Raw genomic sequence first — 26,235 nt, forward strand, 5'->3', positions numbered from 1 at the left:
GGGCATGCCGTTCTGGGCGCTCTGCGTCCTTTGCGCAGCAGGTGATCCAACCTCAAGGCTCTGCGCCGCTCCTCTCAAACCATTCAGTCAGAAAATCCAGCATGGTGCGCAAGGTGGCCGACTGGTGATGCCGCGAGGTGTAGATCGCGTGGATGCCCAGCGCCCTTGGCTGGTGGTCGGGCAGCACCGCGATCAGCTTGCCACTTGCAATCAGCGGCGCTGCCGAATGCACCGGTTGCAAGGTGATCCCCGCGCCAGCCACTGCGGCCTCCAGCAACACCACTGAATCGTTGGCGCTGAGGTTGCCGCCCACCGGAACGCTGAGCGGCAACTGCTGCCGGGTGAACTCCCACAGGCTCTTGCCGAAGTACGAATAGGTCAGGCAGTTGTGTGCAGCCAGTTCTTGCGGACTGGAGGGAGTGCCGTGCATGGCGAGGTAGGCTGGAGAGGCACAGACAACCGAATCGCAATGCCCCAATGGACGGGCAATCACATTGGGGTCCAGCTGGTTGGTGATGCGGATTGCCAGATCGATGCGCTCGCTGACCAGGTCCACGGCCTCGTTGCCAATCAGCAGATCCACCGAGGTGCCGGGGTAGCGTTGCAGGTAAGCCGTCACCGCTGGGGCCAGAACCGCCAGTGCCAGTGACTGCGAACAGGCAATACGCAGCATGCCACGCGGCTCATCGACTTGCGTATCGGCTGCCAGCGGCACTGCGTCAGCCAGCTCGACAAGCTGCTGGCAACGCAGCAACGTCACCTGTCCGGGCGCAGTGAGCCCCAGCTTGCGCGTGGTGCGGTGCAGCAAGCGCGCTCCCGCCCAGGTTTCCATCTGCGCCAGATAACGGGTCACCATCGCCCGTGACATGTCCAGCGCCTCAGCGGCAGCGATGAGGCTGCCGCGTTCGTTGATGGCCATGAACACCCGCGCCGCCATGATCCGATCCATGATTCATCCGATATAAGCAATCAATAGTTGCCAATATTGAGGCTTTTGTTTCATTTTAAGCAACATAAGATAACGACCTCAGTTTTGCTCTATAAAAAGGTCGTACCCCATGCTACGCAATTCCCTGCTTGCTCTATCGTTCGCGGTGCTATTCCCGCTTGCAGCCCAGGCCGCTGATCCACTGGCGATCGAGGTCTACAATCCGGCCGAAAAAGCCATCTTCCCGGTGTCATCCGAACTGATCACCGGCAAGCATGATGCGGTGCTGATCGATGCGCAGTTTCAGCGTAACGATGCTCAGGCGCTGGTAGAGAAGATCAAGGCCAGCGGCAAGAAACTCACTACCGTGTACATCAGCCACAGCGACCCGGATTACTACTTCGGGCTGGACGTCATCAAAGCTGCTTTCCCCGATGCGAAGATCGTTGCCAGCGCTCCTACCGTGAAAGCGATCAAGGCGTCGATGCAGGGCAAGCTTGCCTACTGGGGACCGATTCTCAAGGACAATGCTCCGGCCAGACTGGTCCTGCCAGAGGTGCTCAAGGGTGACCATCTTACCCTTGAGGGTCAGCCATTACAGATCAAAGGCCTGAACGGCCCGGCCCCCGAGCGCAGCTACGTATGGATTCCATCGCTCAAGGCGGTGGTCGGCGGCGTCGTGGTGTCCAGCGGCATTCATGTCTGGATTGCTGATACCCAAAGCCCGAAATCGCGTCAGGACTGGCTCGCGACCCTCAAGGGCATTGAGGCGCTGAAACCGGTCACGGTAATTCCGGGCCATTATCTGGGCGAGATTCCAGCGGGCACCAAGGCTGTGACGTTCACCGCCGACTATCTGAAGTCCTTTGAACAACAAGCGGCCAAAGCCAAGGATTCCAAGGGCCTGATCGATGCCATGCAGAATGCCTGGCCACAACTGGCCGAACCGAGCTCGCTGGAACTGAGTGCCAAGGTCATCAAGGGCGAGATGAAGTGGCCGAACTGATCTGAAACCAGGGAACTGTTGCCGCATCGCCGCAGTTGCACGCAGCAGTTCCGGGGGATGGTCAGACGCCCCCGTCAATCGCTATGCTGCACCCATGAACGCTCCTGTCAAAATCCGTAACCCCTGCCCGCCCGGCGCTTGCGACTGCGAGCGCGAACGGCTGGATGCGGAAGACGCCGACCTGCGCATCCTCAAGCTGACCCGTGATGCGGAAAACACGCTGCTTGAGCGCCTGAGCCGTGTCGAAAGCCTGAAGGATCTGGAGCACATGCAGCGCAAGATTTTCGAGCAACTGGGTGTGCGCGTCGAAATCGCACCGGGCTTCAACGAAGTACGCACCATGCGCGGCATCAGCATCGTCGTGCAGAAAAAGACCGGCCTGTGCCGCAAGACGCGCAAGTCGGTTGCAAGCGCAATCCGCAGTGCACTTGAGGCACGCCCGCAGATCGCCTATGAACTACTCAACGCCAACGACCTGCTGCGCGACGCGTGAGTCAATACAGAGCCCGAACAGGCCTTTGAAACCATAACGCCCGATCTAAAACAGACCGGGCGTCATGTGCATTGTCCTGTTGACTGATCAACAGGCCCCCGGCGGAATACCACCTTTGTTGAAGTCCTTCAGGCGTTCCTTTTCTTCTGGCGTCGAGTGCGCAGGCACATCGTTTGCCGGTTCCTGCTTTTTCTCGTCTTTCTGGTCAGTCATGGTCATTCTCTCCGCTCGTGGACACTCAAAATAAGGCCACGCGCGAAGCATTCGGTTCCGATTGATTAGCGCGCTGCCACTCGTTCGGCGACATTGCACTCCAGTTGCCTGGCCAGCCCCTGCAAATCGAGCAGGGTTGCGCGCCAACTGCGTTCCTGACTGCCGACGCTGACCAGCGAGCGCACTCGGTCATTGACCGAGATCCCCTTGCCGGTATTGGCCTGCCAGCCCTGCTCGAGCATGGCCGGGTCGAACTGATTGAACGCGTCGATCGCATCGACCCGGCTCACGGCAAAACCGAAGCACAGGCGCTCGCCACGCACGATCAGGACACGGGACGCTTCACCCGGGGTTTGCGCCCCCTCGCCCAGCAGGCTGCTCAGGCAGATCAGCGGCACTTGCTCGCCACGCAGATTGAATTGCCCTAGCAGGTGCGTCGCCGGTTGCGACAAACCGATCAGCTGTTGCGGCACGCTCATGATCTCGACGATCTGACTCAACGGCGCGACGAAGCGGGTCGGTGCGTCAAACAGCAGACAGGCATGGCGCAACATCGCCTTGGTCACATCGTGCGAGGCTTGTGCAGGTTTGACGTCGTGCTGATAAACCTGGGTGTAGCTTTTGACTTCCGGGCGCTGCAACAGCATTGGATGATCCAGCAACAATGCCTGTTGCCCCTCCTCCAGGTTCATGACCCCGGCCAGCAGTTCAGGATGCGGCAGGCCGTAACCCGGTGCCGCCAGAAGGCTGCCCGGGTCCTGACGCTGGATGGCGACCATGCGGTCGTAACCAAACCCGCATACCCGACCGTCCGGAGCCGTCAATAGCAACAACTGCGGCTTGGAGGTCTGGCGTTTATGGTCCAGACCAAGGACTTCGGACAGATTGAGCGCCGGGACCTTGGTGCCACGCACCGACGTAACGCCAAAACAGCACTCACTGGCAAAGTCCGAAGCCGAAATTTCAGGATTATCCACCAGTTCGGTCACGACGCTCGCATCGATACAGAAGTTGCGACCGTCACACTCGAACACCAGGTAATGCAGCAAACGATTCTTGGCCGCGAGCGCTTCTTCCTTGAGCACCTGCGCGCTCGGATCAGCAGCAAACAGTACGCCTGGCAAGCTACTCAGAAAACCCAGGTCGAGCTTGTAGATCATCCGCGATTCTTCTGCGCCCAGCAGCAGTGATGGCAGCAACCCGACACTGGTGCCGCCAGGGCCCAAGGGGCTGAATTGAGAGTCGCGGGCCTTGAGAATGTCGCAGACCGCATCAATCGCCAGCCCCAGGTAGCCACCGCCGTACTTGAGAATAGCGACCAGAGGCGTGGGCAACGATGTATCGCCGCCCTCCGCCAACTGGCCCCGCAGGTCAACCAAAGGCACCGGTTTGCCGCGCAAGGTAAACACCCCGCGCAACGCACCGCGAGTCAGCGGATGGGGGTACAGGTCGGTAGGCCAGTGCACGGCCTCCATCAGCGCTTCGGCAACCACCGCCAGATAAACGCCATTGATCTGCACGACGCCATAGGCATTCAGGCTGCTCATGCAGGTTGTCCGATGGATACCTTGTCCAGAGTCTGGGTGTAGCCGGTCAGGTTGGCTTTATGCAGCTCGACGATCAGTGTCTCGACTTCCTGCGCCGACAGACGTTGCTTCTCTGTCGCCGTGTTGATCCCGTCGATTGCCTGAGTGGTCTGCATCACGCCTTCCACGATGTGTTCGAAGGCTTCGCCGGCACTGCGCGAAATCTCGTTGCCCGACTCGATCCGGCTGACTGTTTCGAGGATCAGCTTGTTGATTTCCTTGGTCGCACGCGAGGACTTCTCGGCCAGCTTGCGCACTTCATCGGCCACCACCGAGAAGCCCAGACCGTGCTCGCCAGCCCTGGCCGCCTCGATAGCGGCGTTGAAGGCCAGCATGTTGGTCTGACTGGCGATCTCGCTGATCACCTGGATGATGTCCTGAATGCCCTCGGCCGACTTGGCGATCATGCCCATCGCATCGGACGCCTTGACCAGAGTCTGCGAACCGGTACTGGCCTGCTCACGCGTCATTCTGGCCAGATCGGTGGCCGTCTGGGTGCTTTGTGCCACGTAGGAAATGGCGTTCATCAATGCTTTAACCGACTCGCCCATGGCGCGGGTCTTGGCTTCTATCGCCTGCTCCATCTCGACCTGACGGGTAATGTCAGTGGCGAATTTCACCACTTTGAACGGCAGCCCGTCATGGTCTAAAATCGGGCTGTAAGTCGCCTGAATCCAGATTTTCTGCCCGTACTTGCTGACGCGCATGAAGCGTCCGGAATAGAACTCGCCCTGCCCCAGCCCGTGCCAGAACTCCCGGTATTCAGTGCCACGCACATATTCCTCATCACAGAAAATACGGTGATGCTGGCCCTTGATCTCCTGCAGGCCATAGCCCAGCGCTTTGAGGAAGTTGGCGTTGGCGGTAATAATGTTGCCGGCCATGTCAAACTCGATGACGGCCTGGGCGCGGTCGATTGCATTCACCTTGCCGTGGTGCTCGACGCTGGTTTCCTTGGCAACTGTCACGTCGAGCGCGAACTTGACGATCTTGTAGGGTTTGCCCTGCGCGTCGAGGATCGGGTTGTAGGTCGCCTGAATCCAGATTTCCTTGCCATCCTTACGCTTGCGTTTGTACTCATTGGCGTCGTATTCGCCACGCCCCAGTTTTTCCCAGAGCTCGCGATACTCCAGACTGCTGACAAACTCCTCAGAGCAGAACATCCGGTGGTGTTCGCCGACAATTTCCTCAAGGTCGTAGCCGAATACCGCAAGGAAGTTGCGGTTGGCATGCAGCACCTTGCCGGTCAGATCGAATTCGATAACCGCCTGAGAACGCTCGATCGCCGTCACCTTGCCGGCGGACTCGGCCTGACGGACGCGGCTCTCGGTGACGTCGTTGGCGAACTTCACCACTTTGTAAGGACGACCATCAGGGTCAAAAATCGGGTTGTAAGTGGCGCTGATCCATAGCTCTCGACCGTTCTTGCCGATTCGTTTGTACTCGCCGGAGTCATACTCGCCACGCTCGAGCTTGGCCCAGAAAGCACGATAGGCCGGGCTGTTCAGGTAGTCGTCTTCACAGAACATGCGGTGATGCTGGCCCTGTATCTCATCCAGACGATAGCCCAGCACCTTGAGAAAGTTTTCGTTGGCGTTGAGCACGCGGCCGTTCAGGTCGAACTCGATGATGCCCTGCGAACGATCGATCGCTGCGACCTTACCTTCGTACTCGGCGTTGGTCTTGCGTTGCTGCGTGACGTCGGTGGCGAATTTTACGACCTTGAACGGGTTGCCCTGTTCGTCGAAAACCGGGTTGTAGGTTGCCTGCAACCAGATCTCGCGACCGTTCTTGCCCAGGCGCTTGTACTGCCCTTCGTCAAAGGCACCTTTGCCCAGTTTTTCCCAAAACGTCGCATACTCAACGCTGGAAGCGTGTTCCGGGGTGCAGAACATGCGGTGATGCCGACCCTGGACTTCGTCCAGGCGATACCCGACGCAATCCAGAAAATTGGTATTGGCCCGCAGGATATTGCCTTCAAGATCAAACTCGATCATCGCCTGCGAACGGTCAATGGCCGCCATCAGCGAGTGCAGGTCCATCTCTAGCTCGGCCCGGTCCCTGGGAGTGCTTTCAATTGTGGTCGACATGTAAAATACTCTGCGAGTCAGCATCTATGGAAGTATTGTTATAAAGCGCCGGTCTGTGCGGGCCCGGTCAAACGCTTCAAACATGAGGCGCGGACTGACTATGGTGCCTGCTGATCAAGCCGGTTAATCGTCTTTCTCAATGCCTTCCATAGCGCAAACTTCAAGGCCGTCAGAGCCAGGTGGAACTATCGAAGTCACTCGGCAATGAGCCGTTACATAAACATCGGCTTCAGTCAGATTAGCTTTAGCGCTGTCAGCTAGCTATTATCTAGCCACTATCAAAACACACACGGTCAGGCCCTCCCGATCACCGGCAAGGACCGCTTCGTACATAACTTCCTTCCTCTGCTGAAAACCGTTGCGTCATCAAGCATAAAACCAGATGACGAGAATCACGGCCCCCGTCCATCCCAAGGTGAGTAAGAAAGAAAGCCCAGCAAGGCGCGGGTCCATGGAACTCCTGTTCTAGAAGGCTTGGGTAAGCAGAGCGCTGCATACGTAGGGATATAACGGCTGGATCACAGGTATATAAACTATTTTCACCACCTTGAAACGCTGCCAGCACAGGGGTCTTGCTCTGGATCAACGTCTGATAACCGACGTATGGCCTGGTCACCGGCCAGTCTTTGAACGAAGCGCCGTTTGACGGCAGACTGAATGTCAGGGATCAGAGTAGCGTTACCTTCACCCGCATCCAGCCTTCCTCTACATCACCGGCGATTGCAGCAAGACAGGGAGTCTCGGCAAGGCGCTGGCGATATCGTCCTTTACGATAGCGCACAACCTTATGCATGCAGTTACCCCTAAGGTGACGATCGGAGCTTGCTGACAGACATAGCCAGCGCAGTGGACGTGGTCGGCCTTGGCATTGCCGAGCATTTGCCATGGGATGCTCTGGCGCTGAAGAACATGCTGACGAAACTACCGTTGCTTGGCGATTGGCTGCCAACCCTCGGGGCTGACTCATGAAACAGCGAGCAAAATTCAATTTATGCATATTTAAATACTTAATAATTATTTAATTTAATAATTAACATATAACAAAATAGAATTTCACTGCGGGTTTTTATAGGCATATCGTCATCCTATACCGACCCCTTTCTCCAGGCGGAGGTGCATCCACCTCTCTGAACCGTCCGGAGCAAAACCATGAGCAGACAACGACACCTTAAACTTGGCGCAATGGTCCACGGGGTCGGCCATGGCTGGGGCGAATGGCGCCATCCGCACGCACTGGCCAACGCCAGTGTGAATTTCGGCTTTTATCAGCAGCAGACCCAGTTGGCCGAAGCGGCGCGCTTCGATTTTGTGTTCATCGCCGACAGCCTGCACATTCACGAAAAATCCAGTCCGCATTACCTGAATCGTTTCGAACCGTTGACCATTCTCTCCGCACTCGCAGCCACCACCCGGCATATCGGTCTGGTGGCAACGGTGACGGTCAGCTACACCGAACCCTTTCAGGTAGCTCGCCAGTTTGCTTCGCTGGACCACATCAGTGGCGGTCGGGCTGGCTGGAATGTGGTGACTTCCTGGCTCAGTGGCACCGCTGACAACTTCAGCAAGGGCGAACACCCACCGCACGCCGTACGCTACCGTATCGCCAAAGAGCATATCGAGGTGGTCAAAGGTCTGTGGGATTCCTGGGAAGACGACGCCTTCGCCTACGACAAGCAGAAAGGCGAATTTTTCACGCCTGGCAAACTGCACGCGCTGAACCACAAGGGCGAATTCTTCTCGGTGAAAGGCCCGCTCAACATCGCCCGGTCGAAGCAGGGTCAGCCGGTGATTTTTCAGGCAGGCACCTCCGAGGCCGGGCGTAACTTCGCCGCTCAAAACTCCGACGCGATCTTCGTCCACGCCGAGAGTTTCGATGAAGCGCGCGCCTATTATCAGGACCTGAAACAAAGGGCTGGCGGCTTTGGTCGCGACCCTCACGCGCTGTCGATTCTGCCGGGCATTCGCCCGATTGTCGGGCGCGATGAAGCTGAGGTGGAGAGCCGCTATCGCCAGGCCGTGGAGTTGGTGACGATCGAAGACGCAATCGTCGCCCTTGGTCGCCCCTTCAATGATCACGATTTCAGCCAGTACCCACTGGACGAACCCTTCCCGGAACTGGGCGATCTGGGCTCCAACAGCCAGAAAGGCGGTTCGGACCGGATCAAGCAACTGGCCAAAGACGAAGGCCTGAGCCTGCGTGAAGTCGCCCTGCGCTTCTCCCTGCCCCGCCGTGACTTTGTCGGCACACCGGAACAGGTCGCCGACGCGATACAAACGTGGTTCGAAGCAGGCGCAGCCGACGGTTTCATCATCAATAGCGTCCTGCCCGACGGCCTGCAGTACTTCACCGAATGGGTGGTGCCGGTGCTGCAACGACGCGGACTGTTTCGCACCGAATACAGCGGCAATACGCTACGTGAAAACCTCGGCCTTGAGGTGCCGGTCAATCGTCATGCGAAGGCTGTCGCCCATCAATCTGACGAGGCGTTGGCATGACTCGACTCGTGATTGCCAGCCAGCTGGATGATGATTTCAATCAGGTGATTCGCGAGCGGCTTGCAGTGACCCACCCTGAAGCCAGGCTCATCGGCGTACCTGCCGGAGTGCCGAGCGACTTGCCCGGCGAGGTCAGCATTCTGCTGGCGCGTCCTATCAACGTGCGTGGTTATGAAGCCCCGGCCTCGCCGCCTCCGGGCTGGCCCTATGGCCTGAAGTGGATTCAGGTGGTGTCTTCGGGTATCGACTTCTACCCAGGCTGGCTGTTCAACGGGCCGCCGGTGAGCACCTCGCGGGGCAGCGCGGCAGAAAACATCGCAGAGTTCTCGCTGGCCGCCATTTTTGCCGCAGCCAAGCATCTGCCGGATATCTGGGTGCATGACTCGCAATGGAACTTCACCGCCCTGACGCCGCTCAAGGGCACCACGCTCGGGATTCTAGGCTTTGGTGCCATCGGTCGCAGCCTGGCCAGCAAGGCCCAGGCGCTGGGTATCAACGTGATCGCATTGCGGCAAAGTTCGGCTCCGTTCGAGGTTGACGGTGTCGAGGCTGCACGTGACATTCATGACCTGTTCGCGCGCGCAGACCATCTGGTGCTGGCCGCGCCGTTGACACCGGCGACGCGGCACATCGTTAACGCCGAGGTGCTGAACAGTGCCAAACCCGGCCTGCACTTGCTCAACATCGCCCGTGGCGGCCTGCTTGACCATGAAGCGCTGCTCAATGCGCTGGATAATGGAAACATCGGCCTGGCCTCGCTGGACGTCACCGAACCCGAGCCCCTGCCGGATGGGCATCCACTGTACTCACATCCTCGCGTGCGCCTGTCACCGCACACCTCGGCGATCTCCAGCAACAGCCGTAACGAAATAGCCGACAGTTTTCTGGCCAACCTTGAGCGTTTTCTCAAAGGGCAGGCCTTGCAGAATCAGGCTGATCGCCAGCGCGGCTACTGACACAGATCACACCCATTACGCTGCGTGGAAATACAACTCCTGACACTCAGCGTCACCCTCAAATACCGAGCGTGCCATGCCCAAACCGATAAAAAACACACAACCTGGCTACCGCCGTCCGCTGCTGGCAGGTCTGCTCGCGGCGTTGGCGTTATGCATCGCCCTCCCCGTCGAGGCACAGCAAACGTTGCGGATCGGTTACCAGAAGTCTTCCACGCTGATCACCCTGCTGAAAACACGCGGCACGCTGGAAAAAGCCCTTGCGCCACAGGACGTCACCGTCACCTGGCATGAGTTTCCGAGTGGTCTGCCGCTGCTGGAGGCGCTGAACGTCGGCAACGTCGATATCAGCGCGGATGTGGCGGACACCGTACCGATCTTCGCTCAGGCAGCACAGGCCAGGCTGACCTACTTTGCCCAGGAAGCGGCCTCGCCTTCCGCGCAGGCAATCATCGTGCATAAAGGCTCGCCCGTGCAGCAGTTGTCAGACCTGAAAGGCAAAAAGGTCGCTGTTACCAAGGCGGCGGGTTCCCACTACCTGCTGATTGCTGCGTTGAAAAAGGCCGGTCTGGCATTTTCGGATATCCAGCCCGCCTACCTGTCGCCCGCCGACGGCCGAGCGGCCTTCGAAAACAACAAGGTGGACGCTTGGGTCACGTGGGAGCCCTTCCTGACCAGCGCACAACGGCAACTGCCAACGCGCACCCTGGCTGACGGCAAGGGGCTGTCCAGCTACAAACGCTATTACCTGACCGGCACTGGTTACGCCAAGGCTCATCCGCAAGTACTCAGCGTGGTTTACGAGCAGTTGCACAGCGCCGGTATCTGGCTAAAGGCCAACCCGCGAGAAGCCGCGCAGGTACTGAGCCCTTTATGGGGCAATCTGGATATCGAAACGGTCGAAATCGCCAACAGCCACCGCACCTATCAGATACAGCCGGTCACGCATGAGCAACTGGACGAGCAGCAGCATATCGCCGATGCCTTCTTCGCAGCGGGCCTTCTGCCCAAGGCGGTGGATGCGCAGGATGTGGAGGTATGGAAGCCTTGAGGAATGAAGGGGCACACCCGCTCGCATGGAGCGAGTATGCCCCTCGATCAGTCTCTGAACTCAAACACGCGGCGGCCTGGGAAACGCTCCGCGGGCGGTTTCATAAGCCTGCGCGACACGCAACGCCAAGGCATCCTTGAAGCGCGGCGCGACAATCATCATGGCGACCGGCAGGCCCTCGGCCAGGCCTGCCGGGATTGACGTGGCCGGGTGGCCGGTCAGGTCGAACGGCGCGGTATTGGCGAGCATGTTCAGGGCGCTGTGCACGTACTCTTCAATCGGCGCATCGGCGGCGGTCAGCGTGGTGGCTACAAACGGCATGGTCGGCAACACCAGCACATCAAAATTCTTGAATGCTTCGTCGTATTGACGGGTGAGTTCCGGCACCAGCATCCGCGCCTTGGCGTAGTAGGCACCGTGCAGGTTTTTCAGGCTGTAATGCCCGGTAAGTGCCACGGCACGCACGCTGCTGGACAATGCGTTGGCATGCTCACGACGCCTGGTACCGAAGTAGCTCATGATGTCGGGGTCGTAATAGCCGTCGACATTCATGCCATAGCCGTTGCCTTGCAGCATCTGATACGCCGCACCATCGGTGGCGATGACATTCCACATGTCCAGCGCCACACCGCGGTGCCACGGAGCGCTTGCCTCTCCGACCGTCGCACCAAGGCTTTCCAACTGTGCCACTGCGGCGCGAACCAGGGCGTCTACTTGCGGTTCGGACATGCCGGGAATCGCAAAACCTTCGCGCAGCAGGCCGATTTTCAAGCCGGCAACGCCCTGATCGAGGGTCGCGACACAACTGACCGCCGGCGGGTTTTTCTGCCTTGAATCAAGCCCGTCAGCCCCGGCGATTACGTCGAGCATCACCGCGCAGTCGCGCACGTTATTGGCCATCGGACCGACATGGTCGATGGTCCGCTCGATCGGAAAAGCCCCGGTATAAGGCACAAGGCTGTAGGTCGGCTTGTGCCCGACGATGCCGCTCCAGGCCGACGGCATGCGGATCGACCCGCCCTGGTCGCCGCCGATGGCCATGTCCACTTCCTGCAAGGCGACCAGCACGGCGCTGCCGCTGGAGGAGCCGCCTGCGTTGTGAGTCAGGTCCCACGGGTTTTTTACCGCACCGGTAGCCGAGGTAAAACTGGCTCCGGAGAAACACAAGTCTTCACAGACTGATTTGCCGACCACCGTCGCGCCTGCGGCCAACAAGCGTTTGACCACCGTGGCATCTTCGGACGGCACGTAACCATCAAGGCTCAGCGAGCCGTTGGCCATCGGTACGCCGGCCACTGATACGTTGTCCTTGATGACCACCGTTCTACCCGCCAACGGGCCGCTCGCCGCACCGGCTATGTGCGTCTTCACGTACCAGGCGCCATGCAGGTTTTCGGCCTCTGTCGGTTTGCTGTGCTCGCGCAGCGGCGTGGGCTGCGCAACGTGAGCGGCGTACAGCTCATCAATGGCTTCGTAGGAGCCCAGGGTTTCGTCAGCAAGACTCAGGAACGATGCCATCTGGCTGTCTGACAGGTCGTACCCGTGATCCTGGGCGGCAATCAGAAAGTCGGCTTTGTCGGGGCGTTTTACGGACATGGTGTTCTCCAGATAACGGTAAGGGCCGCCCGGGATCGGGCAGACACTGACTGGAGCCGCCTGCGCAGGATGCGCAGGCATGGGCTCGATCCGGAGGACGCCGTTGTCCATGCCGGTCGCCACGCGGTGTTCCATACCTGCCGGTTCAGGGCGTATGGCAAGCGTCCGCGCAGAAGAGGATCAGACCGATGAGGCCCGACACTCGAAGCGAGTCTGCAGCCTGTCAGGAACAGGCTTGTTGAAACAGTTCGTGGGCCTTGACCAGCGCCTCGGCGATTTTCTCCACGGGCTCACGCTTGGCCATCGCCTGATCCCGCAGCGCGTTGTAAGCGTCTATTTCAGACATACCCTTGGTTTCCATCAGGATGATTTTTGCCTGCTGCACGGTACGCATCACCGCCATGCGCCCTTCCAGGCGCTTGACGTGTTTTTCCCGTTCCCGTGTTTTGCGTGCCTGGCTAAGAGTGATGGCCAGCGCCGTCAACAGGCCGAAAGACCTGACCGGCGAGGGAATCACCGAACAGGCATTGAGCTGCACCAGCGCCTCGACAATGATCGGGTTTTCATAGGCGATCACCGGAATGATCGGCGGCGTCGAGCTGTGCAGCAGCCAGGGCGTATTGGTCGACAGGCTTTCCGGCGACACCGCCAGCACGATCACGTCAGCCTCACTCTGCAACCGTTCGGGGATCGGCCACTGCACGCGTACCTGGCAACCAATACGCTGCAACTGGGCGATCAGGTTGCGACCGTCTTCATCATCGGGGTGCATCACCAGCACGCTGATGTCGCGCAGGTCCTTGATGCCGCCTGCGCTGTCGTTACGCAAACGTTTCTTGGCGGCACGCAGGGTCATGGACGCCTCCCGGTCAGGCTGGACCAGCCATTGAAGTCAGGCGCCACCGCATACGGATCGGGCTTCAGCGCTTTCTGACTTTCGTAAAGGATGTCGAACTGCCCGTCGGCATTGGCACGGCCGATCCGCGAGTACAGGTAGGTATGGTGATTGTGTTCATCGATACGCACCCGTCCCTGAGGCGCGTCGTATTCCAGACCGCGCATGGTCTGCAAGACATCCTCCACCTCCGTGCTGCCCGCCCGGGCTATCGCCTTGGCCAGCAGATGGACCTGAAAATAAGCGGCTTCCCAGCAGCGATCGGTCACTTGATGCTGGCCAAACATCTCCCGGTATTGCGCGATGCACTGGCGATTGAGCGGCGTATCGATCGACTGGAAGTAAGTGGCTGCCGAAATGTGCCCTGTGCCCAGATGAACGCCCATCTGCTGAATATCGGTTTCACTGGTGGTCACACTGGCAATCGGCATGACCGCAGGGTCGAAACCGGCATCGGCGTACGCTTGGTACAGGTGCGCCATGGTGTCACCGACCACGGTGGAAAAGATGAACGACGGTTTCAGCTCCCGGGCCTTGACCATGAGCCTGGCGAAGTCCTCTGGCCTGGCGTTTTTCAATGGCAAGTAGTACTCGCCCAGCTTGCTGCCACCGCGCTCGTAGAGCAGGTCGCTCATCAGCCGATTGGTTTCGTACGGGTAGACGTACTCGGAGCCGATCATCAGCACGCGACTGCCAAAGTGGTCGAACATGTAACTGCCCAATGGCACGGCGTTATGGTTCGGCGTGGCACCGGTGTAAATGATGTTGCGCGAATACTCGAAGCCCTCGTAGTAAACCGGATAGAGCAGCAACGCGTTGTACCGTTCGACGACGGGCAAGACTGCCTTGCGCGCCGCCGAGGTGTAGCAACCGAAGAAAAACCGCAGGTTCTCTTCACGAATCAGCGATTCAACGTGCATGGCAAACAACGCAGGCGTTGAATCCGGGTTACGGGTAATCAGTTCCAGAGGACGGCCATTCACGCCTCCTGCCGCGTTGATCTGATGGATTGCAAACTGTGCGCCGCGCATTGTTGAACACTCACCGGCAGCAGTAACGCCGGTATTGGAAAACAGACCTCCTATGCGGATCGACGGGTCAACCATGTCTATGAACCTTGTTCAACGTGAGGTGAGACGCCCGAACCTGGCCGGGAGCCTGAAAGAAGACTGAGCGAATAACCGTGGATTCAACGGTGGCTCTCAGGCGGTTGTGCCTGGGGCTGGCGTGACGGCAGTGTCAGGACCAGTCGTGCGAGGGACCTTCCACACCTGCCGAGAGTGGGCGTGTGGCAAGAGACCCTGCGAGGGTGCTGATCAGGCTTATGCAGGGAGCGGGCCATAGGTGCTGCGTGGGTGTTGATGACTCGTGTGTCTGCTGGCCGGGGCGTTCCCTTGGTAACAGGCATTTGCTGGCAGAAACGGGCGTACATTCGCAGGGGGTCTGTCGCTCAAAACATAGCATTCGCGAACAAGTTCGCTCCCACAAAAGCTGTGCGAATGTCCCAGAAAAACGTCGGTAGCCTCACGTTTTTGGTGCGCAAGAGGCCCGTTCGCGCCAAAGCGGCGCATACCGGTTTGTTCGTGCAATTAATGCAGGGATGCTCTGCCACACGGTTTCAAAACCCGTGCAAACAGCCGTTTCGGCACTTGGCACTGCCCTTGCTATGTTCCCCCTGAGACATCGCGCCAGCTGTCTGCCCTACGCCCCCTTGGCAAGTAGGGAGACACCTCGCGTACGACTGGATCGGACACAGTTTGTCCCGCCAGATTCGGCACAGAAGCCTGACATCCCGCCCATTGATTTGGCCGGGATGTCGGGCTTTTTTTATTCCTGGGAGAAAAGTGAATGCACAACGACAAACGCCGTTTGATCAAGCATGCTCTGTTGCTGGGTGCGATCAGCCTGCTGCCGTTTTCCCTGATCGGTGAGGCTCAGGCGGCCGAGACTGTGAAAGTCGGCATCATCCACTCGCTGACCGGCACCATGGCCATCAGTGAGGCCTCGGTGGTCGACGCCGAAAAGCTCGCCATCGAAGAGATCAACGCCAGTGGCGGCGTGATGGGCAAAACCATCGAGCCAATCGTCGAGGACGGTGCCAGCGACTGGCCGACCTTCGCCGAGAAGGCACGCAAGCTGCTGGAAAACGACCACGTCGCAGTCACCTTTGGCGCGTTCACCTCGGCGTCGCGCAAAGCGGTGCTGCCGGTCTTCGAGCGCAACAAAGGCCTGCTCTATTACCCGACCTTCTATGAAGGGCTGGAAAAATCCCCGGCCATTATCTACACCGGCGCAGAGGCCTCGCAGCAGACCCTGGCAGCCGTCACCTGGCTGATGGCCAACAAGGGCAAAAGCGTCTATCTGGTCGGTTCCGACTACATCTGGCCACGCACTACCAACAAGCTGGCGCGGGCATCGGTCACTAAACAGGGCGGCTCCATCGTCGGCGAAGACTACCTGCCGCTGGGCGCTATCGAGTTTTCCTCGGTGATCAACAAGATCAAGGTGGCCAAGCCGGACATCGTGCTGTCGACCATCGTCGGCGGCTCGAACGTGGCGTTCTACAAACAGCTCAAGGCTGCCGGTATCGACAGCAGTAACCAGACGCTGATGGGCCTTGCGATCACTGAAGAGGAAGTCACCGGCATCGGCGCGGAAAACCTCGTCGGCTTCCTGACCTGCATGAGCTACTTCCAGAGTCTGAAAAACCCGGTCAACGAGAAGTTCGTTCAGGCCTTCAAAACGCGCTACGGGCAGCAACGCGTAGTCGGTGACCCGATGGCAGCAGCCTACACCGCGGTGTACCTGTGGAAAAAAGCCGTCGAGAAAGCCGGTAGCTTCGATGTGCCCAAGGTGATTGCCGCCTCTTCGGAGCTGACCCTCGACGCCCCGGAAGGCGAGATCAAGGTGCACAAGGACAACCACCATCTGTGGAAACGTGCACGCATCGGCACGCTCAACGCGCAGGGTCAGGTGGACGTGATCTACGAGTCCGCACCGATCGAGCCCAACCCGTTTCCGAAACTCTGATACCGGGCCGGGCGCGATCTGGTTCGCGCCCGCTTTCGTCAATGTGCAGCAACAGGTAGCGACGGCATGACTCTCGATACGCTGGTAATGCAAGTCTTCAGCGGGTTCTCGCTGTTTTCCGTGCTGGTGCTGATGGCACTCGGGCTGACCATCGTGTTCGGCCTGATGGGCGTGATCAACATGGCCCACGGTGAACTGATGGCGATGGGCTCATACATGACCTACGTCACCTCCGTGGTGTTTCAGCGCTACTTCCCCGAGCTCATGGGCTGGTATTTCATCATAGGCATCGGGATGGCCTTTGTGGTGACCTTCGCCTTCGGTCTACTGCTGGAACGCTGCTTTATCCGCTTCATGTACAACCGGCCACTGGACACATTGCTGGCAACCTGGGGGCTGTCGCTGGTACTGCAGCAACTGTTCCGCCAGGTCTTCGGCCCCAAGGAAGTCAGCGTGCCTACCGTGCAGTGGTTGCAGGGCGCATGGAAAATCAGCGACGGGCTGGAGCTGCCGCTCAACCGCATTTTCATCATCGGTCTGACCTTCGTGATTGCCGCTGCGGTGTTTCTGTTTCTCTACCGCAGCCGCTGGGGCCTGCGCATTCGTGCCGTGACCCAGAACCGCGCGATGGCCGGAGCGGCCGGGATCAACACCGCGCGGGTCGATTCGGTGACGTTCGCGCTGGGCTGCGGCCTGGCGGGTATTGCCGGGAGTTCATTCACCATGCTCGCCTCCACCGGCCCGGTGAGTGGCCAGCAGTATCTGGTGGATACCTTCATCGTGGTGGTGTTCGGCGGCGTCGAAAGCCTGCTCGGCACCTTTCTCTCGGCATTCGCCATCGGCCAGACGCAGATCTCGCTGGAATACCTCACCACCGGCTCAATGGCCAAGGCGATCACCCTGCTGGTGGTCATCGTGCTGCTGTTTTTCCGCCCCAATGGCCTGTTCGCCACGAAAGTGAGACGTTGAGATGAACAACATGACTGAAAAGCCACTGGCCGGGACGCAGGTCAAAGCGGCCCGATCAGACTGGCTGAGTGGTGGCTGGTTGTCGCTGATCGAGCGCTACAGCCTGATTTGGCTATCGCTGCTGTTGTTGGTGGTATTGCCGCTACTGCTGGGCGATTTCCGTCTGGGGCTGGCGGGCAAATACCTGAGCCTGGCGTTCTGCGCCGTGGGCATGGTGATGATCTGGGGCTACGGCGGCATTCTCAGCCTCGGCCAGGGGATCTTCTTCGGCCTGGGCAGTTACATGATGGCGATGTACCTGAAACTGGAAGCCACTGCCACGGACGAAGCCGCCAGCGCCCTCGCCGCTTTCTACGGCTCGGCGCTGCCGGACTTCATGATCTGGAACAGCGTCGAGGCCCTGCCCTGGTGGTGGAAACCGTTCGAATCGGCCACCTTCACCCTCGCAGCGATCCTGATCCTGCCTGCGCTGCTGGCGTTTCTGTTCAGCTATGCCTACTTCAAGAAGCGCGTCGGTGGCGTGTACTTCTCGATCATTACCCTGTCACTGGCCTCGATCATGTCGATCATGATCATCGGCCAGCAGGGCTACACCGGCGGTGTAAACGGTCTGACCGACTTCAAGACCGCCTTCGGCATGAGCCTGCAAGCCCCTCAGACGCCCTGGATTCTTTACCTGATCACCACGCTGTTACTGCTGGCCAGTGTGGCAATGTGCGGTTTCATTCTGCGCAGCCGCCTGGGCAAGGTCGTCGTGGCGATCCGTGACCGCGAAGACCGGGTGCGCTTTTCCGGCTACAACACTGCGTTGTTCAAGGCGTTCATCTTCGCCGTGGCGGCCCTTATTTCAGCGCTGGGCGGCGTGATGTTCACCCTGCAGGTTGGTCTGGCTTCGCCATCGCTGGTGGGCATCATTCCGTCCACGGAAATAGTGATCTATGCCGCGCTGGGCGGTCGCCTTTCACTGGTCGGCGCGGTATACGGCACGCTGCTGATCGGGGCAGCCAAGACTTACCTGTCGGAGAACTTCGTCAGCTTCTGGCAATACTTCATCGGCTTTCTGTTCATGGCGGTGGTGCTGTTCCTGCCGACCGGCCTGGCCGGGCTGTTGCAACGCCTGAGCAACAAGGAGGCGCAGTCATGAGCGCAATGTTACTGAGTGTCGAAGACCTGACCGTGTCATTCGATGGCTTCAAGGCGGTCGATAACCTCAACTTCTATGTCGAGGAAAATCAGGTGCATGTGGTGATCGGCCCCAACGGCGCGGGCAAGACCACCCTGCTCGACATGATCTGCGGCAAGACCCGCCCGAGCGCAGGCAGTATCCGCTTCAAGGACCTGCAACTGGCGAACATGATCGAGTACCAGATCACCCGCGCAGGCGTGGGCCGCAAGTTTCAGAACCCGTCGGTGTACGAAGACCTCACCGTGCGTGAAAACCTCGACATTTCCTCACCGGACAAGCGCGGCATCTTCAACTGCCTGTTCGCCGGGAAGAACGCAGCACTGAGCGCCGAAATCGAACAGACCGCCGAGATGATCTTTCTCAAGGACCAACTGGGGCGCAAGGCCGGGCTGTTGTCTCACGGCCAGAAGCAGTGGCTGGAGATCGGCATGTTGTTGATGCAGCGTCCGGAACTGCTCCTGCTCGATGAGCCCGTGGCTGGCATGAGCGCTGGCGAGCGGGAGAAAACCGCCGGCCTGCTCAAGCTCATCGCCAAGGGCCGGGCAATGGTCATCATCGAGCACGACATGGAGTTCGTGAAATCGGTGGCCGACAAGGTCACCGTCCTGCATCAGGGCAAGACCCTGGCCTACGGCTCGATGGATCAGGTGCAGAACGATCCTCGCGTCATCGACGTCTACCTGGGGCACTGAACATGCTGAATGTCTCTCACCTCAATGTGTATTACGGCGACAGCCATGTGCTGCGTGACCTTAGCCTGGAGCTTGCACCGAGCGAGTCGCTGGCGATCATGGGCCGTAACGGCATGGGCAAGACCACGCTGCTCAGAAGCCTGGTGGGCATGCTGCCGACCCGCAGCGGCAGCATCACCCTGGCCGGGCAGGAACTGACTGGCAGCAAGAGCTATGAGCGGGTCGCAGCCGGGGTCGGTTTCGTACCGCAGGGGCGGATGATCTTCCCCTACCTGAGCGTCGAGGAAAATATCCTCACCGGCATGCAGGGCGCACCCGCTGCGCCGATTCCCGACTACGTCTACGAATACTTTCCGGTGCTGTTCGAAATGCGTCGGCGCAAGGGCGGCAACCTCTCCGGCGGCCAGCAGCAACAGCTGGCCATCGCCCGGGCATTGGTCTCCAACCCCAAGGTGTTGATCCTCGATGAACCCACCGAAGGCATCCAGCCCTCGATCATCAAGGACATCGCCAAGGCCCTCAATCTGCTGAAAAAGGAGCGCGGGTTTTCGCTGATTGTTTCCGAGCAGGTGCTGTCGTTCGCCATGGCCGTGGCTGACCGCTATCTGATCATCGAGAAAGGCGAATTCGTGCACAGCGAAGTCCGCGAAACCGTCGACCGCGAGCGCATCCTGCGCTACCTGACCATCTGAATAGAGCACAGGAGCCATCGCCATGCTGATACTCGACCGCATTCTGGGCCAGGCCAGCGACCCTGCCCTCGCCGACCGCCTGCATGACCTGAGCCACGCCGGACAGGTCGAAACCCTGAGCCTGTCCGGCAGTGACATTCAGCGCCATCGCCTGCGCCTGGCCAGTGATCGGGGCACCGACTGCGCCATTCGCCTTGAGCGTCACCAGCAGCTGCGCAACGGCTCGGTGCTGATGCTCGACAGTCAACGCGCCATCGTCGTGCAGATGCAGGATCAGGAATACCTCGACCTGTTGCCAAGGGACGCAGCAGCGGCGCTGGAGCTGGGTTATTTCGCCGGCAATATGCATTGGGCAGTGCGCTTTGCCGGTGACATCCTGCAAATACCGCTCAATGGCCCGCAAGCCGATTACCTTGAACGTCTGGCCCCCATGCTTGCGGACGGCCGGGTGCGATGCGCATGAACGCCATGAGCAGTCTGCTGCTTGCCCTGCAACAGGCCGACAGCTTCTTTCCCGGTGGCGCGGTGGCATGGTCGTGGGGCCTGGAAACCCTGCTGGCTGACGGGTATCTCGGCAATGGCGAAGTCGTCGTGCCACGCCGCCGACAGCGAACCGTTCGCCTCAACCGCAGTGCCGAGGTGCACGGCTTTGTCGAAGGCCAGTTGCGCCACCGCTGGAACAGTTTTGACCGGGTATTTCTACTTGCTGCATGGCGCACGGCCGATGACCAGCCTGCGTTGATGGCCATGGACGCGCAGATCGAAGCCTTGACCCTCGCCGAGGAACTGCGTCAGGGCTCACGGCGTGTAGGCCAGGCATTGCTGGCCGTGCACGTCGCGTTGGGCATGCAGGATGCGGCGGCTTATCAACAGCAGGTTCTGGCGGGTAACGCGCCGGGGCATTTGCCAGTTGTGCAGGGCTTGCTCTGGAACCGTCTGGGCATGCAGCGCGATCACTGCCAGCTGGCGGCGGCGCACGGTTTGTGTACCGGGCTGGTCAGCGCCGCCGTGCGCCTGGGGGTCATTGGCCATATCGATGGGCAACGGGTCCTGACCAATATCCAGCCGCTGATCACCGAACTTCTCGCAATGGAGCCACCCACCCCGGACGACGCCTGTGGTTTCACGCCCATGGCCGAAATCGCCGTGATGCGCCACGAAACCCAGGACCTGCGCCTGTTTGCCAATTGAGCCAGCCACCTTACCGGGAGCCCTGTCATGCTGCTGACCCCCACCGAGCTTGAACGACTGACGCTATACACCGCCGCCGAACTGTCACGCAAACGCCGCAGCAAGGGCCTGCGCCTGAATTTTCCGGAAGCCTCGGCCCTGATTGCCGACGAGATTCTTGAAGGCGCACGCGAAGGCCGAAGTGTTGCCGAGCTGATCGGGTTCGGCTCGACCATTCTCAATACCGATGATGTGATGCCAGGCGTCGCCGACCTGCTGCCCGTGCTGCAAGTGGAAGGCACCTTCCCGGACGGCACCAAACTGGTCACCGTGCACCAGCCCATCAGGCCGGGCAAACTGCCGCTTACCGTCATGCCGACACCTGGCGAGATACTCTCGCCGGACAGCGATATCCAGCTCAATAGCGGCCGACCGACCGCGACCCTGCGTGCGATCAATACGGGTGACAGGCCGGTACAGATCGGCAGCCACTACCATTTTTTCGAAGTCAACAAGGCGCTGGATTTTCCGCGCGAAACGGTCTTCGGCATGCACCTGGACATTCCCGCAGGCACGGCGGTGCGTTTCGAACCGGGCGAGCTGCGCGAAGTGCAACTGGTGCAGTTCGGCGGCACTGGTGACATTCACGGTTTCAGCGGCCTGACCAATGGCAACCTGCACGACCCGGCCTGCAAACAGACAGCGCTGGAGCGTGCCCGCGCCCAACATTTCAAAGGAGCCTGAAGCATGGCGACGATGACCCGCAAGGAATACGCTGCCATGTACGGCCCCACCAAGGGCGATGCAGTGCGCCTGGGCGACACCTCGTTGCTGGCCGAAGTCGAATTCGACTACTCGGTGCCCGGCGACGAGTGCCTGCACGGCGGCGGCAAGACCCTGCGCGACGGCATGGGCCTGATGCCCGGTCATGACAGCGCCGACGGTGCCCTGGACATGCTGATCTGCAACGCGCTGATCATCGACCCGGTGATCGGTATCGTCAAAGGCGACATCGGCATCAAGGATGGCAAGATCGTCGCGATTGGCAAGGCAGGCAATCCGCAGATCATGGACGGCGTACACCCACAACTGATCTGCGGCGTCGCCACCACGGTGCGCGATGCCGAGGGACTGATCGTCAGCCCCGGTGGCATCGACGTGCATGTGCATTTCGACTCCGCGCAACTGTGCGAGCACGCGCTGGCGGCGGGCCTGACAACCCTGATCGGCGGTTCACTGGGACCGATCACGGTCGGCATCGACTGTGGCGGGGAATGGAATGTCGGCAAGATGTTACAGGCCGCCGAAGCATGGCCGATCAACTTCGGCTTTCTGGGGCGCGGTAATTCAAGCAAGCCCGAATCGCTGCTCGGGCAACTGCGCGGTGGCTGTCTGGGGTTGAAGATCCATGAAGACTGGGGTGCCATGCCTGCGGTAATCGACACCTGCCTGAAGGTGGCCGACGAATACGACTTTCAGGTCCAGTTGCACACTGACACGCTGAATGAATCCGGGTTTCTTGAAGACACACTGGCGGCCATCGGCGACCGCACCATCCACATGTACCACACAGAAGGCGCAGGCGGCGGACACGCCCCGGACATCATCAGTGTGGCGGGTAAAAGCAACTGCATCCCCTCCTCCACCAACCCGACCAACCCTTACACGGTGAACACGTTCGACGAGCACCTGGACATGATCATGGTCTGCCACCACCTCAATCCAGACGTACCGGAAGACGTGGCGTTCGCCGAATCGCGGGTACGGCCACAAACCATCGCCGCTGAAGACATTCTTCACGACACTGGCGCCATTTCGATTCTCGGCTCTGACAGCCAGGGCATGGGGCGCATCAACGAGGTGATCTGCCGCACCTGGCAACTGGCGTCGAAAATGAAAGACCAACGCGGCCGCCTGCCGGAAGAAACCACGGCACTGGGCGACAACGAGCGGATCAAGCGCTACATCGCCAAATACACCATCAACGCTGCGCGGGTGTTCGGCATCGATAGCTACATCGGCTCGCTGGAGCCCGGCAAACTGGCCGATCTGGTGCTGTGGCGACCGGCGTTCTTTGGCATCAAGCCGGAACTGGTGGTCAAGGGCGGTTTTATTGTGCATGGCGTGATGGGCGATTCCGCCGCCTCGCTGTACACCTGCGAGCCATTGGTGATGCGCCCGCAATGGGGGGCGTTTGGCGAGGCGAAGCAGGCGCTGTCGGTCAATTTCGTCAACCGCCTCGCCGTCGAGGCCGATACCGCTACACGGCTGGGGCTCAAGAAGCAAATGCTGCCCGCGTTCGGCACGCGCACCCTGCGCAAGTCCGACATGTTGCACAACGATGCCTGCCCGGACATCCGCGTCGACCCACAGACCTTCGACGTGTATGCCGACGGCGAGCGTCTTTACTGCGAACCGGTCAGCGAAGTGCCCCTCGCGCAGCGCTACATGCTGCGCTGAACCTCGACCACACAGGAAACCCGACGATGAGCCTGCCCTTGAATGCACCCGCCACGCACACCGATGTCCAGCCTCACCCCGGCGCTGCCCGAGTCGGAATCGGCGGCCCGGTAGGCTCGGGAAAAACCCGTTTGCTGGAACAACTGATTCCACGTTTTATCGCGCGTGGCATTGAGCTTGCGATCATCACCAATGACCTGGCCACTCGCGAGGATGCCGAGCGCGTGCAGCGCAGTGGCCTTATCGACCCGCAACGGGTGCGCGCAGTGGAAACCGGTGCCTGTCCGCACACCGCCATTCGCGAAGACCCAACCCTCAACCTGCAAATGGCTGACGAGCTGGAAGCACGTTTCGGCAATCTCGACCTGGTGCTGATCGAGTCAGGCGGCGACAACCTGGCCTCGACCTTTTCGCTGGATCTGGTGGACTTCTGGATCTTCGTCATCGACGTCGCGGGCGGTGACGACATACCGCGCAAACGTGGCCCCGGCGTATTGAGCTGTGACCTGCTGGTGGTCAACAAATATGACCTGGCGCCTTATGTGGGCGTTGATCTGCCACGCATGCGGCGCGAATCGGCGGACGCGCGAAATGGCAGGCCCGTTCTGTTTACCAACTGCGGCACCGGTGAAGGTGTCGACGCAGTGGTTGACGCGATAAGCCGCGCCGTCTTGTTCGACCGCCTATGAACGCCCATCAAACGTTACCGCCCGTCCAGGTCAAAACCACGGCGCATATTGCCTTCAGCAAAGCGCCTTCGGGGGCCAGTTATGTGTCCCGTCAGGAAGTCGGCTACCCCTTCCACTTGGGGCGCACCCTGAAGCTGCCGCAAGACCCGCCCGGCATGGCAGCGATCTATCTGCAATCGTGTTCGGGCGGCCTGTTTGCCGGGGAAACGCTGCACCTGCAACTGCACGCCGGGCCGCACGCGCAGGTGCACGTCAGCACGGGCGCGGCAACGGTCGCCCACAGCATGCTGGAACGGTCCGCGCAGCAGAGCGTCACGCTGGTCGCCGAACCTGGCGCGCTGCTGGAGTACCTGCCGATGGCCACCATTTTGTTTCCGCAGACGCAGCTGCACAGCCTGGTAAATGTCACCTTGCACCCTGATGCGCGGGTCATGTTGTGCGACGCTTTCTGCCTGCACACGCCCCAAGGCAGCGAGGGCTTACCCGGCTTTTACCGCGCCGATCTGCAGATTCACTGCCCGGCCGGAAAACTGCTGGCCGGTGATCGGCTGGCAATGACTGGCGCAGACCTGCAACGTCGTTTGCCGGGCGTCAGCGGTCAATTGCAAGCCTTGGCGACGTTCATGCTGGTGGGTCAGGGTTTACCTGTGGAGGATTTGAAACGGGCCTTGCGCGATGCATTGTGCATAGTCCCAGAGAGCTATCTGGGCGTCAGCGCGCTGCCGAATGATTGCGGCGTATCTGTGCGCATCATGACCGCCGATGCCGTGGCACTACGCAACGCCCTGCACCTGGCCTGGGCGTGCGCTCGCCAGCAACTGACCGGCATTGCGCCGCGGGCGCGGCGCAAGTGAAAAAGTTCGGGGTTGATGTGGGACCAGGGCTGATGTAGATCGATGCAGCCCCGGTCGTCACACTGGCTCAGCGATAACGTTCAAGCCAGTGAGCGTAAGGCGCAGGCAGAGTCCAGGCCGATTTTTCGACACCCAGCTCTTTCGCTGCGAAGTACGCCCAGTGCGGGTCGGCCAGATGCGCACGGCCTATCGAAACCAGGTCAAGCTGGCCGGATTTAACCGCGTCTTCTGCCAGTTTCGGCTCGCCAAAGCCCCAGGCGCTGGTCACCGGAATATCTGCTTCACGGCGCACACGCTCGGCAATTGGCCCCATGAACGCAGGCCCCCATGGAATGTTGGCGTCTGGCGTGCTGAAACCGACGCTGACACTCAACAGATCCAGACCACCAGCCTTGAAGCGACGCGCCAGCTCGATGGACTCGGTGAGGGTCTGTTCGTCACGACCGTCGTATTCAAGTACCCCAAAGCGTGCTGTCAATGGCAGGTTTTCCGGCCAGACTTCACGCACCGCTGCCAGCGTTTCAAGCAGGAAACGGCTGCGGTTATCGAAGCTGCCGCCGTATTCATCGGTGCGCTGGTTGGAGTGCTCGGAGAAGAAGCTCTGCCCCAGATAACCGTGGGCAAAGTGCAGTTCGATCCACTCAAAGCCCGCATCACGAGCTCGACGGGCGGCATCGACGAAGTTCTGACGAACGCGGGCGATATCTTCCAGGGTCATGGCGCGCGGGACTTTCGGCAGGTTGGCACCGAACGCAATAGCGGAAGGCGCAATAGTGTCCCAACCGCGCGAATCGGAAGCGGGAATGTGGTCGTCGCCTTCCCATGGACGATTGGCGCTGGCCTTGCGTCCTGCATGGGCGATCTGGATGCCCGGCACGCAACCTGCGTCCTTGATGGCTTTGACAATCGGCACGAACGCCTGCGCCTGCTCATCGTTCCAGATACCGGTGCAACCGGGGGTGATGCGCCCTTCCGGTGCAACCGCGGTGGCCTCAACCACCAGCAAACCTGCACCGCCACGCGCCATACTGGCAAGGTGAACGTGGTGCCAGTCATTGACTACCCCGTCGATTGCCGAGTATTGGCACATCGGAGGAATGGCGATTCGGTTACGCAGCGTCACGTCTTTCAGTTTGAAGGGTTCGAACAATGCAGACATTGAAAAGCTCCCGTAGGCCAGATG

Annotated in this window: 24 protein-coding genes and 3 pseudogenes; 18 read left to right on the forward strand and 9 right to left on the reverse strand. The window is 60.0% G+C overall.

The window, feature by feature from the left end:
• Positions 1 to 52: 52 nt before the first annotated feature.
• The gene (locus tag RYB66_RS00700) at positions 53 to 949 is read right to left on the reverse strand and encodes a LysR family transcriptional regulator (RefSeq protein ID WP_044299887.1); all 897 of its coding nucleotides are present in this window, start codon (positions 947 to 949) and stop codon (positions 53 to 55) included.
• A 109-nt stretch (positions 950 to 1,058) separates the two neighbouring features.
• Here RYB66_RS00700 and RYB66_RS00705 point away from each other — a divergent pair, with 109 nt between their 5' ends.
• Both RYB66_RS00705 and RYB66_RS00710 read left to right on the forward strand, forming a co-directional pair.
• Positions 1,059 to 1,934: an MBL fold metallo-hydrolase gene (locus tag RYB66_RS00705; RefSeq protein ID WP_005779744.1), complete on the forward strand. Its 876-nt coding sequence runs from the start codon at positions 1,059 to 1,061 to the stop codon at positions 1,932 to 1,934.
• Positions 1,935 to 2,028: 94 nt separating this feature from the next.
• Positions 2,029 to 2,427 carry a hypothetical protein gene (locus RYB66_RS00710; RefSeq protein ID WP_005746847.1) on the forward strand — a complete coding sequence of 133 codons (399 nt, stop codon included), beginning with the start codon at positions 2,029 to 2,031 and terminating at the stop codon, positions 2,425 to 2,427.
• Positions 2,428 to 2,514: 87 nt separating this feature from the next.
• Here the strand turns inward: RYB66_RS00710 and RYB66_RS00715 are convergent, their stop codons facing one another.
• The 4 genes and pseudogenes from RYB66_RS00715 to RYB66_RS00725 all read right to left on the reverse strand — a co-directional run.
• Positions 2,515 to 2,646 carry a hypothetical protein gene (locus tag RYB66_RS00715; RefSeq protein WP_016981339.1) on the reverse strand — a complete coding sequence of 44 codons (132 nt, stop codon included), beginning with the start codon at positions 2,644 to 2,646 and terminating at the stop codon, positions 2,515 to 2,517.
• Positions 2,647 to 2,705: 59 nt separating this feature from the next.
• On the reverse strand, positions 2,706 to 4,187 hold the full coding sequence (locus tag RYB66_RS00720) for a chemotaxis protein CheW (RefSeq protein WP_057413524.1): 1,482 nt from the start codon (positions 4,185 to 4,187) through the stop codon (positions 2,706 to 2,708).
• The gene (locus tag RYB66_RS26475) at positions 4,184 to 4,810 is read right to left on the reverse strand and encodes a methyl-accepting chemotaxis protein (RefSeq protein WP_371913370.1); all 627 of its coding nucleotides are present in this window, start codon (positions 4,808 to 4,810) and stop codon (positions 4,184 to 4,186) included. The genes RYB66_RS00720 and RYB66_RS26475 overlap by 4 nt, the downstream gene beginning before the upstream one ends.
• Positions 4,811 to 6,340 (reverse strand): annotated as a pseudogene (locus tag RYB66_RS00725) (PAS domain-containing protein); the annotation flags it as partial.
• 584 nt (positions 6,341 to 6,924) lie between these two features.
• Between RYB66_RS00725 and RYB66_RS00730 the strand changes: the two are divergent.
• The 5 genes and pseudogenes from RYB66_RS00730 to RYB66_RS00750 form a co-directional block, all read left to right on the forward strand.
• A pseudogene (locus RYB66_RS00730) lies at positions 6,925 to 7,120 on the forward strand (AraC family transcriptional regulator); the annotation flags it as partial.
• An 18-nt stretch (positions 7,121 to 7,138) separates the two neighbouring features.
• Positions 7,139 to 7,285, forward strand: a pseudogene (locus tag RYB66_RS00735) (arginase family protein); the annotation flags it as partial.
• Positions 7,286 to 7,465: 180 nt separating this feature from the next.
• Entirely contained in the window at positions 7,466 to 8,812 is a 1,347-nt protein-coding gene (locus RYB66_RS00740; RefSeq protein WP_122321258.1) for an LLM class flavin-dependent oxidoreductase, read from the forward strand.
• Positions 8,809 to 9,768 carry a D-isomer specific 2-hydroxyacid dehydrogenase family protein gene (locus RYB66_RS00745; RefSeq protein WP_316893536.1) on the forward strand — a complete coding sequence of 320 codons (960 nt, stop codon included), beginning with the start codon at positions 8,809 to 8,811 and terminating at the stop codon, positions 9,766 to 9,768. Before RYB66_RS00740 ends, RYB66_RS00745 begins: the two co-directional genes overlap by 4 nt.
• A 76-nt stretch (positions 9,769 to 9,844) precedes the next feature.
• Positions 9,845 to 10,819: an aliphatic sulfonate ABC transporter substrate-binding protein gene (locus RYB66_RS00750; protein WP_316884554.1), complete on the forward strand. Its 975-nt coding sequence runs from the start codon at positions 9,845 to 9,847 to the stop codon at positions 10,817 to 10,819.
• Positions 10,820 to 10,879: 60 nt separating this feature from the next.
• Here RYB66_RS00750 and RYB66_RS00755 read toward each other — a convergent pair whose 3' ends face one another.
• The 3 genes from RYB66_RS00755 to RYB66_RS00765 form a co-directional block, all read right to left on the reverse strand.
• Positions 10,880 to 12,550: an amidase gene (locus RYB66_RS00755; RefSeq protein WP_316893537.1), complete on the reverse strand. Its 1,671-nt coding sequence runs from the start codon at positions 12,548 to 12,550 to the stop codon at positions 10,880 to 10,882.
• 88 nt (positions 12,551 to 12,638) lie between these two features.
• Positions 12,639 to 13,271: an ANTAR domain-containing response regulator gene (locus RYB66_RS00760; RefSeq protein ID WP_005746856.1), complete on the reverse strand. Its 633-nt coding sequence runs from the start codon at positions 13,269 to 13,271 to the stop codon at positions 12,639 to 12,641.
• Positions 13,268 to 14,416 (reverse strand): transporter substrate-binding domain-containing protein, encoded by a 1,149-nt coding sequence (locus tag RYB66_RS00765; protein ID WP_005746857.1) that lies wholly within the window; start codon positions 14,414 to 14,416, stop codon positions 13,268 to 13,270. Before RYB66_RS00765 ends, RYB66_RS00760 begins: the two co-directional genes overlap by 4 nt.
• A gap of 742 nt (positions 14,417 to 15,158) precedes the next feature.
• On the opposite strand from RYB66_RS00765, the gene urtA reads away from it, so the two are divergent.
• The 11 genes from urtA (at position 15,159) to RYB66_RS00820 (ending at position 25,052) form a co-directional block, all read left to right on the forward strand.
• Positions 15,159 to 16,340, forward strand: coding sequence for an urea ABC transporter substrate-binding protein (gene urtA / locus RYB66_RS00770; protein WP_005753684.1), 1,182 nt, complete (start codon positions 15,159 to 15,161; stop codon positions 16,338 to 16,340).
• A 66-nt stretch (positions 16,341 to 16,406) separates the two neighbouring features.
• Entirely contained in the window at positions 16,407 to 17,309 is a 903-nt protein-coding gene (gene urtB, locus RYB66_RS00775; protein WP_005746860.1) for an urea ABC transporter permease subunit UrtB, read from the forward strand.
• Between the two features lies 1 nt (position 17,310).
• Positions 17,311 to 18,453, forward strand: coding sequence for an urea ABC transporter permease subunit UrtC (gene urtC, locus RYB66_RS00780; RefSeq protein ID WP_058400225.1), 1,143 nt, complete (start codon positions 17,311 to 17,313; stop codon positions 18,451 to 18,453).
• Positions 18,450 to 19,187: an urea ABC transporter ATP-binding protein UrtD gene (urtD, locus tag RYB66_RS00785; RefSeq protein ID WP_016981335.1), complete on the forward strand. Its 738-nt coding sequence runs from the start codon at positions 18,450 to 18,452 to the stop codon at positions 19,185 to 19,187. Before urtC ends, urtD begins: the two co-directional genes overlap by 4 nt.
• 2 nt (positions 19,188 to 19,189) lie before the next feature.
• A complete protein-coding gene (gene urtE, locus RYB66_RS00790; protein ID WP_005746864.1) occupies positions 19,190 to 19,879 on the forward strand; it encodes an urea ABC transporter ATP-binding subunit UrtE in 690 nt (229 codons plus the stop codon).
• A 22-nt stretch (positions 19,880 to 19,901) separates the two neighbouring features.
• Positions 19,902 to 20,342, forward strand: a complete 441-nt coding sequence (gene ureE / locus RYB66_RS00795; protein WP_005746865.1) for an urease accessory protein UreE — start codon at positions 19,902 to 19,904, stop codon at positions 20,340 to 20,342.
• Complete coding sequence (locus RYB66_RS00800; protein ID WP_005779762.1) at positions 20,339 to 21,070, forward strand: urease accessory protein UreF; 732 nt, start codon at positions 20,339 to 20,341, stop codon at positions 21,068 to 21,070. Before ureE ends, RYB66_RS00800 begins: the two co-directional genes overlap by 4 nt.
• A gap of 27 nt (positions 21,071 to 21,097) precedes the next feature.
• A complete protein-coding gene (locus RYB66_RS00805; protein ID WP_316893538.1) occupies positions 21,098 to 21,793 on the forward strand; it encodes an urease subunit beta in 696 nt (231 codons plus the stop codon).
• Between the two features lie 3 nt (positions 21,794 to 21,796).
• A complete protein-coding gene (gene ureC, locus RYB66_RS00810; RefSeq protein WP_316893539.1) occupies positions 21,797 to 23,509 on the forward strand; it encodes an urease subunit alpha in 1,713 nt (570 codons plus the stop codon).
• A 26-nt stretch (positions 23,510 to 23,535) separates the two neighbouring features.
• On the forward strand, positions 23,536 to 24,198 hold the full coding sequence (gene ureG, locus RYB66_RS00815; RefSeq protein ID WP_316893540.1) for an urease accessory protein UreG: 663 nt from the start codon (positions 23,536 to 23,538) through the stop codon (positions 24,196 to 24,198).
• Positions 24,195 to 25,052 (forward strand): urease accessory protein UreD, encoded by an 858-nt coding sequence (locus RYB66_RS00820; RefSeq protein ID WP_316893541.1) that lies wholly within the window; start codon positions 24,195 to 24,197, stop codon positions 25,050 to 25,052. The genes ureG and RYB66_RS00820 overlap by 4 nt, the downstream gene beginning before the upstream one ends.
• 67 nt (positions 25,053 to 25,119) lie before the next feature.
• Here the strand turns inward: RYB66_RS00820 and RYB66_RS00825 are convergent, their stop codons facing one another.
• The gene (locus tag RYB66_RS00825; RefSeq protein WP_316884571.1) at positions 25,120 to 26,211 is read right to left on the reverse strand and encodes an NADH:flavin oxidoreductase/NADH oxidase; all 1,092 of its coding nucleotides are present in this window, start codon (positions 26,209 to 26,211) and stop codon (positions 25,120 to 25,122) included.
• Positions 26,212 to 26,235: the final 24 nt, after the last annotated feature.

The organism is Pseudomonas syringae group sp. 243L2, from assembly GCF_032587875.1.
Taxonomy (GTDB): domain Bacteria; phylum Pseudomonadota; class Gammaproteobacteria; order Pseudomonadales; family Pseudomonadaceae; genus Aquipseudomonas; species Aquipseudomonas amygdali.